Genomic DNA, 7,768 nt, shown 5'->3' on the forward strand with positions numbered 1-7,768 from the left:
AGAACACCCCGCCAGCAAATGATCCATTGCCGCCAGCAGATCAGGACGTTTCGGTGGTCGCCGCCACCGGCAGCCGTTCGGCTGAAAACGCCGTGCGCCAGGCCGGCGATGCCTTTGGCACCAGCATCGGCCGCGAAGCGTCGGGCCTGTACAGCCGCGAACGCGTGCGCGGCTTTTCGCCGGTGGCCGCCGGCAATGTGCGGATCGATGGCCTGTTTTTCGATCCCATCGTCACCCCGTCCAGCCGGCTGGTGCGCACCACCACCATCCGCGTCGGCCCGTCGGCGCTCGGCAGCCCGTTTCCCGCCCCCACCGGCATTGTCGATCTGGGCCTGCGCCGCCCCGGCAACGAAGCCGCCGCCAGCGTGCTGATCGGCTACAACACATGGCACACGCCCACAGCGGAATTCGATGCCAGCCTGCCGATCAGTTCCACGCTCAGCATCGGATTCGGCGCCGGCCTGGTGCTGGAAAACGGCTTCAACAAGACCCGCGATCACAGCATGGAAGGCGCGTTCATTGCGCAGTGGAAACCCTCGGCCAGCTTCAGCCTGCTGCCGTTCATCAACGTGCGTGAAACGACAATCGACGATCATGGCCCGATCTCGGTTCCGCAGGGCAATTTCCTGCCGCCGCGCCTGCCGCGCCGGCAGTTCTTTGGCCCGTGGTGGTCGCGCGGCGGCGATACCGAAGTGAACGCCGGGGTGATTTCCGATTGGGCGGTGGCCGAAGGTTGGCTGTTGCGGGCCGGCCTGTTCCGGTCGCAGCGGGTGGTGCGCGGCCAGTTCGCCAATATCGTGCGCCTCACCTCGCCCACTGGCGCCGGCACCCAGCGCATCACCGGCGATCCCGCGCTTTATTCCGCCTCCACCAGCGGCGAAGTGCGGCTGACCCGCCGGTTCGAGGATGGCCCGCGCCTGCATCAGGTGCATGTCACGCTGCGCGGCCGCCAGGCCTATCGGCGGTTTGGCGGATCCGATGTGGTCGATCTGGGCATCATCAACATCTTGGGCGTTGCCCCCGATGTGCCGCAGCCCACCTTGAATTTCGGCCCGCAGCAGGATGACAATGTCCAGCAATGGACCGGCGGCATCGCCTATGAAGGCCGCTGGGCCGGCATTGGCGAAATCTCGGTGGGCGTGCAGAAAAGCGATTACAGGAAACGCATCGGTTTTCCCGGCGCGCTGGCCGCGATCGATGCCAGCCCCTGGCTGTACAACGTCACCGCCGCTTTTCAGATTGCCGAAGGCATCACCCTGTACGGCGGCGCCGTCACCGGCCTTGAGGAATCGGGCGTTGCCCCCAATTTTGCCGCCAACCGCAACGAAGCCCTGCCGGCGATCCAGACCCGGCAGGTGGATGCCGGGGTGCGGCTGGCGCTGGGCAACATGCGCATGGTCGCCGGCTTGTTCCAGGTGTCCAAACCCTATTTCAATCTTGATGCCGCCGGCCGCTTCGATGTGCTGGGTGATGTGATCAATCGCGGTTTCGAAGCCAGCATCGCCGGGCCGATCACGCCGGAACTGTCGTTGGTGGCCGGTGCCAGCCTGCTGCGCCCGCAGGTGACCGGCGATGCCGTCACGCGCGGCCTGGTTGGCCGCCTGCCTGTCACGGCCATCGCCGAACGCTTTGAAGTATCGGCCGATTGGCGCCCCGGCTTTGCCCCCGGCGTGTCGCTGGACATGCGTTTTTCCTATCGCTCGCCGGAAATCGCCACGGTCAATAATCTGGTTTCGGTGCCCACCCGCACGCTGGTGGATCTGGGAGGGCGCTACCGCTTCAAGCTGGCCGGCAATGATGCCGTGCTGCGCGTGCAGGCCACCAATTTGTTCAACCAGCAAGGTTTTGATCTGCGCGGCGCCAATGCCTACACGGTGCTGCCGGGCCGGGTGGCACAGGCCTATCTCACCGTGGATTTCTGATCGCCGGGCCGTTTTTGCCCCCAAGGTGTTCCTGATAGCTTGCAGTGTGCGCGCAAACCGGCGAACGCGGGAGCGATGACAGGGCAGCATTTCCAATGGGCCGGCGCACTGATGCTGCTGGCAACGATGGCCGAGGCGCGCGGCGCGGCGCAGCCTGCCAGGGCACTGCCGGCGGCGCAGGCTGATCAATCCCTGCCCGCCCCCCACGCTGCCGGCGCCGCCGACCCCGCCGACCCCGCAGCTGTGGCCGCAGATGTCGCCGCAACTGGCAGCCGCGCCTCCGAAAACGCCGTGCGCCAAGCCGGAGACGCTTTTGGCAGCACCGTCGGCCGCGAAGTGATCGGCATCTACAACCAGATGAACGTGCGCGGTTTCTCGCCGATTGCGGCCGGCAACGTGCGCATCGATGGCCTGTATTTCGATCCGGTGGTGCCGCCCAGCACCCGGATCAGCCGCACCACCACCATCCGCGTTGGCTTGTCGGCGTTGGGCAGCCCGTTTCCCGCTCCCACCGGGCTGGTGGATTTCGGCTTCCGCCGCCCCGGCGATCAGGCCGCCGCCAGCGTGCTGTTTGCCGCCGATGAATGGGGCACACTCAATGCCGAATTCGATGCAGTGCTGCCGGTGGATGGCCGCCTCAGCCTTGGCATGGGCGCGTCGCTGCGCCGCGAAAGCGGCCCGGACGCCACCCGCGAAACCAGCATTGGCGGCACGTTGATCGCACGCTGGAATCCGGCGCCGGGCGTCACCTTGATCCCGTTCGTCAGCCTGCTGCATCAGCCGCTGGATGATCACCGCCTCACCTTTCAAACCGCTGGCGAATTCCTGCCGCCCTTGCTGCCGCGCCGCCAGCGCTTTGGCCCGGATTGGGTGAACGGCAGCGGCCTCGATCTCAACACCGGCGTGCTGGCCGATTGGCAGGTCGCACCAGGGTGGCTGCTGCGCGCCGGCCTGTTCCGTTCATCGCGCACCCGCAATCGCCAGATGACCAACCTGGTGCGCGGCCTGCAGCCGGATCGCACCGGCACCCAGCGTGTCATCGTTGATCCGCAGCTCGATTTTGCCGCCGTCAGCGGTGAAGTGCGGCTGACCCGGCAGATCGACGAAGGCCCGCGCCGCCACCAGATTCACCTCGCGTTTCGCGGCCGCAGCGGCGATCGGCGCTTTGGCGGGTCCGACATTCTGGAGCTTGGCGCGGTGCAGATCGACACGCCAAGCCAGGTGCCCGAACCGGCCTTCAATTTCAGCCGGCAGCAACTGGATGACGTCAAGCAGGTGACTGGCGGCATTGCCTATGAAGGCCGCTGGCTGGGCGTGGGCGAAGTCGCCGCCGGCCTGCAATGGACCGATTACAAGAAGCGCATCGATCTCCCGGGTGGCGGCGTGCAAGCCACCAACGATCGGCTGCTGCTGTACAATATCACCGTGTCGGCCAACATCACCGATGCGCTGGTCGTCTATGCCGGCACGGTCAACGGCCTTGAAGAAAGCGGCACTGCGCCGGGCAATGCCGTCAACCGCAACGAGGCGCTGCCCGCCATCCGCACCCGCCAGTTCGATGCCGGGCTGCGCCTTGCCCTCACCGATCAGATACAGCTGGTGGCCGGCGTGTTCGACATTACCAAACCCTATTTCAACCTGGATGCGGCGGGCCGCTTCGATGTGCTGGGCGACGTGGTCAATCGTGGGGTGGAAGCCTCCATCGCCGGGCCGCTCACCCCCACGCTCAGCATCGTTGCCGGCGGCGTGTGGCTGTGGCCCAAGGTGTCGGGCCCTGGCGTCGTGGCCGGCCCGGGGCTTGGCGGCGCCATCGGCCCGCGCCCGGTTGCCGCCATCGGCCAGCGGCTTGAATTCAGCGCCGATTGGCGGCCGCCATTCGCGCCCGGCCTGTCGTTCGATACCCGCGTTGCCTATCGCAGCTCCGAAACCGCCACGGTCAGCAACCGTGTGGCAGTGCCGGCGCGGACGGTGATGGATGTGGGTGGCCGTTATCGGTTTCGGCTGGCCGGCAACGACGCCTTGCTGCGCCTGCAGGTCAACAATCTGTTCGATGTCCAGGGCTATGATCTGCGCGGTGCGGGTGCCTATGGCCCGATCCCGGGGCGGTTGGTGCAAGCCTATGTCACCATCGATCTTTGAAATCGCGCTGGCCGCGCCGGCGGCCACGGCAGCGCTGGCGGCGCAGTTGGCAGCCGTGTTGCGGCCGGGCGACATCATCGCGCTCCACGGTGATCTGGGCGCCGGCAAATCCACATTGGCGCGCGGGCTGCTGCATGGGCTCGGTTGGCCCGGCGACGTGCCATCGCCCACCTATACGCTGGTGCAGCCCTATGATCCGCCAGATCTGCCGTTCCCGGTCTGGCATGTCGATCTTTACCGCCTCGAATCCCCCGCCGAAGCCGATGCGCTGGGCCTGTTCGAGACGGATGCGGCGCTGATCATCGAATGGCCGGAGCGGCTGGGCGCACGATTGCCAGCCGAAGCGCTGCACCTGACGCTTTCCGGCAGCGGCGATGATGTTCGCACCTTGACTTGGGACGCAGCCCCGGCTTGGGAAGGCCGGTGGCCACCACCCTTTCCCAGATGATTCCGCCGCCCGGTACTGGGGCGTTCCTGAATGCCCATGGCTGGGGCGGCGCCGCCGTGCGTCCGCTGGCCGGGGATGCCAGTTTCCGCCGCTATTTCCGCGTCGAATTGGCTGGCCGCACCGCCGTTCTGATGGACGCACCGCCCGACAAGGAAGACAGCACGCCCTTCCTCGCCGTAGGCAAGCATCTGCACGATCTGGGCTTTTCTGCGCCGCAGCCGCTGGCGGCCGATCTGCACCAAGGCCTCGTGCTGCTCGAAGATTTTGGCGATGCCCGCGTCAATCCGGTGCTGTCTGCCGACGCCAGTGCCGAGCACGACATCTACGCCGCCGCGGTCGATATCCTCGCCGCGCTGCACCAGCATCCGCATGGCTGCGTGCCGCCCTACAACGAAGCCGAATATCTGCGCGAAGCCCGGCTGTTTCCGGACTGGTATTTGCCCGCCGTCGGCCTCGCCGAAGCGCCGGGGTACAACGACGCCTGGGCACTGCTGTGGCCCGCGCTGTTCACCCACCCCCCGGTGCTGGTGCTGCGCGATTATCACGCCGACAATCTGATGCTGCTGGACCGCCCCGGCCTCAAACAACTGGGTTTGCTCGATTATCAGGACGCAACTGCAGGCCACCCGGCCTATGATCTGGCCAGCCTGTTGCAGGATATCCGCCGCACCGTTTCGCCCGCGCTCGAGACCGCCATGGTCGCCCGCTATCTTGCCGCGCGGCCGGGTCTGGATGAAGCCGCCTTCCGCACCGCCTATGCCATTCTGGCGGCGCAGCGGAACATCAAGATCCTCGGCGTCTTCACCCGGCTGTATGTTCGCGACGGCAAGCCCGCCTATCCGCGCTTTCACCCGCGCCTGTGGGAATTGGTGAACGCCAATCTGGAACACCCCGCGTTGGCACCGGTGAAGGCGTGGTTTGATGCGCATGTGCCGGCCGCCGCTCGCACGGGCGTGCAATCATGAACAGCATCCGCCCACCGCTCACGCTCAAACCGCACATCGATTGCGTGCTGCCGCACACCGCCATGGTGATGGCCGCCGGCCTGGGCAAGCGCATGCGCCCGCTCACCGCGACGCGCCCCAAGCCGCTGATCGACGTTGGCGGCCGCAGTCTGCTCGATCGCGCATTGGACGGGGTCGCTGCAGCCGGGGTAAAACATGCCGTGGTGAATGCGCATTATTTTGCCGATCAGATCGAAGCGGCGGTGAAGGGGCGCGCCACCCCGCCACACATCGACGTATCGGATGAACGCGGCGTGCTGCTGGAAACCGGCGGCGGCATTGCCAAGGCGCTGCCGCTGATCAAGGGCGATGCCTTTTACACCATCAATGCCGACAATATGTGGATCGACGGCGCGCAGGACACGCTGCGCCTGATCGCCAGCCGCTGGGATGCCGCCCAGATGGACGCGCTGCTGCTGCTGGTGCCGCTCGCCCGCGCCCACGGCTATGACGGCCGCGGCGATTTCCACATGGACGGTATCGGCTGCCTGACGCCGCGCGGCGGGCTGAAGGTGGCGCCGTTCGTGTACAGCGGCATCCAGATCATCGCCCGCCGCCTGTTCGAAGGCGAACCCATCGAACCCTTCACCATGTGGCGGGCGTGGAACAAGGCGCAAGCCCAAGGCCGCATGTTTGGTCTTTCGCATCCCGGGCTGTGGTTCCACGTCGGCACCCCGGCGAGCATCGGCGAAACTGAAGCACGGCTCAGCGAGTCCTGAACTTTATTTTCGCAAGCATGGAACAAAATCGCCTGCCGTGTTGACAGCGCTGCGTTGCCGCCGCATTGCGACTTTCGTCCTGTTCTATCGTGGCGGACCAAATATTCGCCCGGACGGGAAACATGTACGGTATCAGCGACGACGCGCGCATCGATGCGGTCATCACCTGGGTCAATGGTGACGATCCGGCGCACATCACCAAACGCCTGGCCCACCAACCGCAAGCGCCGCGCAACGCCAATGCAATCAACCCGCACCGCTGGGCGTGCAATGACGAGCTTGGCTATTGCCTGCGTTCCATCGCCAATCATGCGCCGTGGATCGGTCGGATCTGGATCATCACCGACGCGCAGTCGCCCGATCTTTCGGGCCTGCCCGCTGATCTGCTGGCGCGCATCACCATCGTCGATCACCTGACGCTGTTTGCCGGCTTCGAGGCCGCGCTGCCCACTTTCAACTCGCTGGCGATCGAAACCCTGTTGTGGCGGGTGCCGGGCCTGGCCGAACATTTCGTCTATTTCAACGACGATGTGTTCCTGACCGGGCCACTGGCGCGGGGCGACGTGTTTCAAAGTGGTGCGCCGGTGCTGCGCGGCGCGTGGATCATGGAGCGCGTCCTGGGAAAACCCGTGCCACCGCCGCCGGCGGCCGTGCCGGCTATCGAGCCGGACACACGCGGTGCCACGACGATCCGCGAGCAGTTGGAAAAACATCGCTCGCAGGAAAGCTGTGCGCTTTGCCACGACAAGATGGACCCGGCGGGTTTCGCGCTGGAAAGCTTCGACGTGCTTGGCGGCTGGCGCGACCGCTACCGCGCGCTCGGCGACGGCGAGAAGGAGAAGGGTTTTGGCAAAAACGGGAACGCTTTCACCTTCCACCTCGCGCTGCCCGTGGATGCGAGCGGCACGGTGCCGGGCGGCGGCGATTTCAAAAACGTCCGCGCGCTGAAGCAAGTGCTGCTCAAGGATGAGCGGCAGATCGCGCGCAATCTCGCGCAGCAACTGCTCGTCTTCGCGACCGGCTCGGCGGTGCGCTTCGGCGACCGGCCGGAGCTGGAGCAGTTGCTCGATCGGGCGAAAGGCGGCGACTATGCTGTGCGCACGCTGATTCACGAAATCGTCCAGAGCAGTCTTTTCCGACACAAGTAAGCCACCCATTCATTCATGAAATCCACCGGCTCCTTCATCTCCACCCAGCGCGCGTGCTCGCGCCGCACCTTTCTCCGCGCATCGGGCGTCGCGCTGGCCCTGCCTTGGCTGGAAGCGATGCGTCCCGCCTTTGCCCGCGCCGCGAATGTCGCGCCGGTGCCGCGCCGGATGCTCGGCATCTGCAACAATCTCGGCCTCGTGCCCGACAAGTTTTTTCCCACCGGCGCCGGCCGCGACTACGCGCTTTCGCCCTACCTCGAAGTCCTCGCCGAGCACCGCAAGGATTTCACCGTTTTCAGCGGCGTGTCGCATCCGGACGTGGACGGAGGGCACCCGGCGGACAACTGCTTCCTGACGGCTGCGCCGCATCCGGGCAGCGGCGGCTTTC

Annotated in this window: 7 protein-coding genes; all 7 read left to right on the forward strand. The window is 66.1% G+C overall.

Going from position 1 to position 7,768, the window contains the following annotated elements; genetic code table 11:
- Positions 1-1,922: TonB-dependent receptor domain-containing protein (locus ACESL8_RS11375; RefSeq protein ID WP_372918916.1), on the forward strand; the 1,922-nt coding region annotated here is incomplete at its 5' end.
- Between the two features lie 75 nt (positions 1,923-1,997).
- Positions 1,998-4,061, forward strand: coding sequence for a TonB-dependent receptor domain-containing protein (locus ACESL8_RS11380; protein ID WP_372918919.1), 2,064 nt, complete (start codon positions 1,998-2,000; stop codon positions 4,059-4,061).
- Positions 4,042-4,509 (forward strand): tRNA (adenosine(37)-N6)-threonylcarbamoyltransferase complex ATPase subunit type 1 TsaE, encoded by a 468-nt coding sequence (gene tsaE, locus ACESL8_RS11385; protein WP_372918921.1) that lies wholly within the window; start codon positions 4,042-4,044, stop codon positions 4,507-4,509. Before ACESL8_RS11380 ends, tsaE begins: the two co-directional genes overlap by 20 nt.
- Positions 4,506-5,474, forward strand: a complete 969-nt coding sequence (locus ACESL8_RS11390) for an aminoglycoside phosphotransferase family protein (RefSeq protein WP_372918932.1) — start codon at positions 4,506-4,508, stop codon at positions 5,472-5,474. The genes tsaE and ACESL8_RS11390 overlap by 4 nt, the downstream gene beginning before the upstream one ends.
- The gene (locus ACESL8_RS11395) at positions 5,471-6,232 is read left to right on the forward strand and encodes a nucleotidyltransferase family protein (RefSeq protein WP_372918923.1); all 762 of its coding nucleotides are present in this window, start codon (positions 5,471-5,473) and stop codon (positions 6,230-6,232) included. The genes ACESL8_RS11390 and ACESL8_RS11395 overlap by 4 nt, the downstream gene beginning before the upstream one ends.
- 122 nt (positions 6,233-6,354) lie before the next feature.
- Positions 6,355-7,380 (forward strand): Stealth CR1 domain-containing protein, encoded by a 1,026-nt coding sequence (locus ACESL8_RS11400; RefSeq protein ID WP_372918926.1) that lies wholly within the window; start codon positions 6,355-6,357, stop codon positions 7,378-7,380.
- Positions 7,381-7,395: 15 nt separating this feature from the next.
- Positions 7,396-7,768: DUF1552 domain-containing protein (locus ACESL8_RS11405; protein WP_372918929.1), on the forward strand; the 373-nt coding region annotated here is incomplete at its 3' end.

It is taken from the genome of Sandarakinorhabdus sp. (assembly GCF_041689835.1).
Classification (GTDB): domain Bacteria; phylum Pseudomonadota; class Alphaproteobacteria; order Sphingomonadales; family Sphingomonadaceae; genus Sandarakinorhabdus.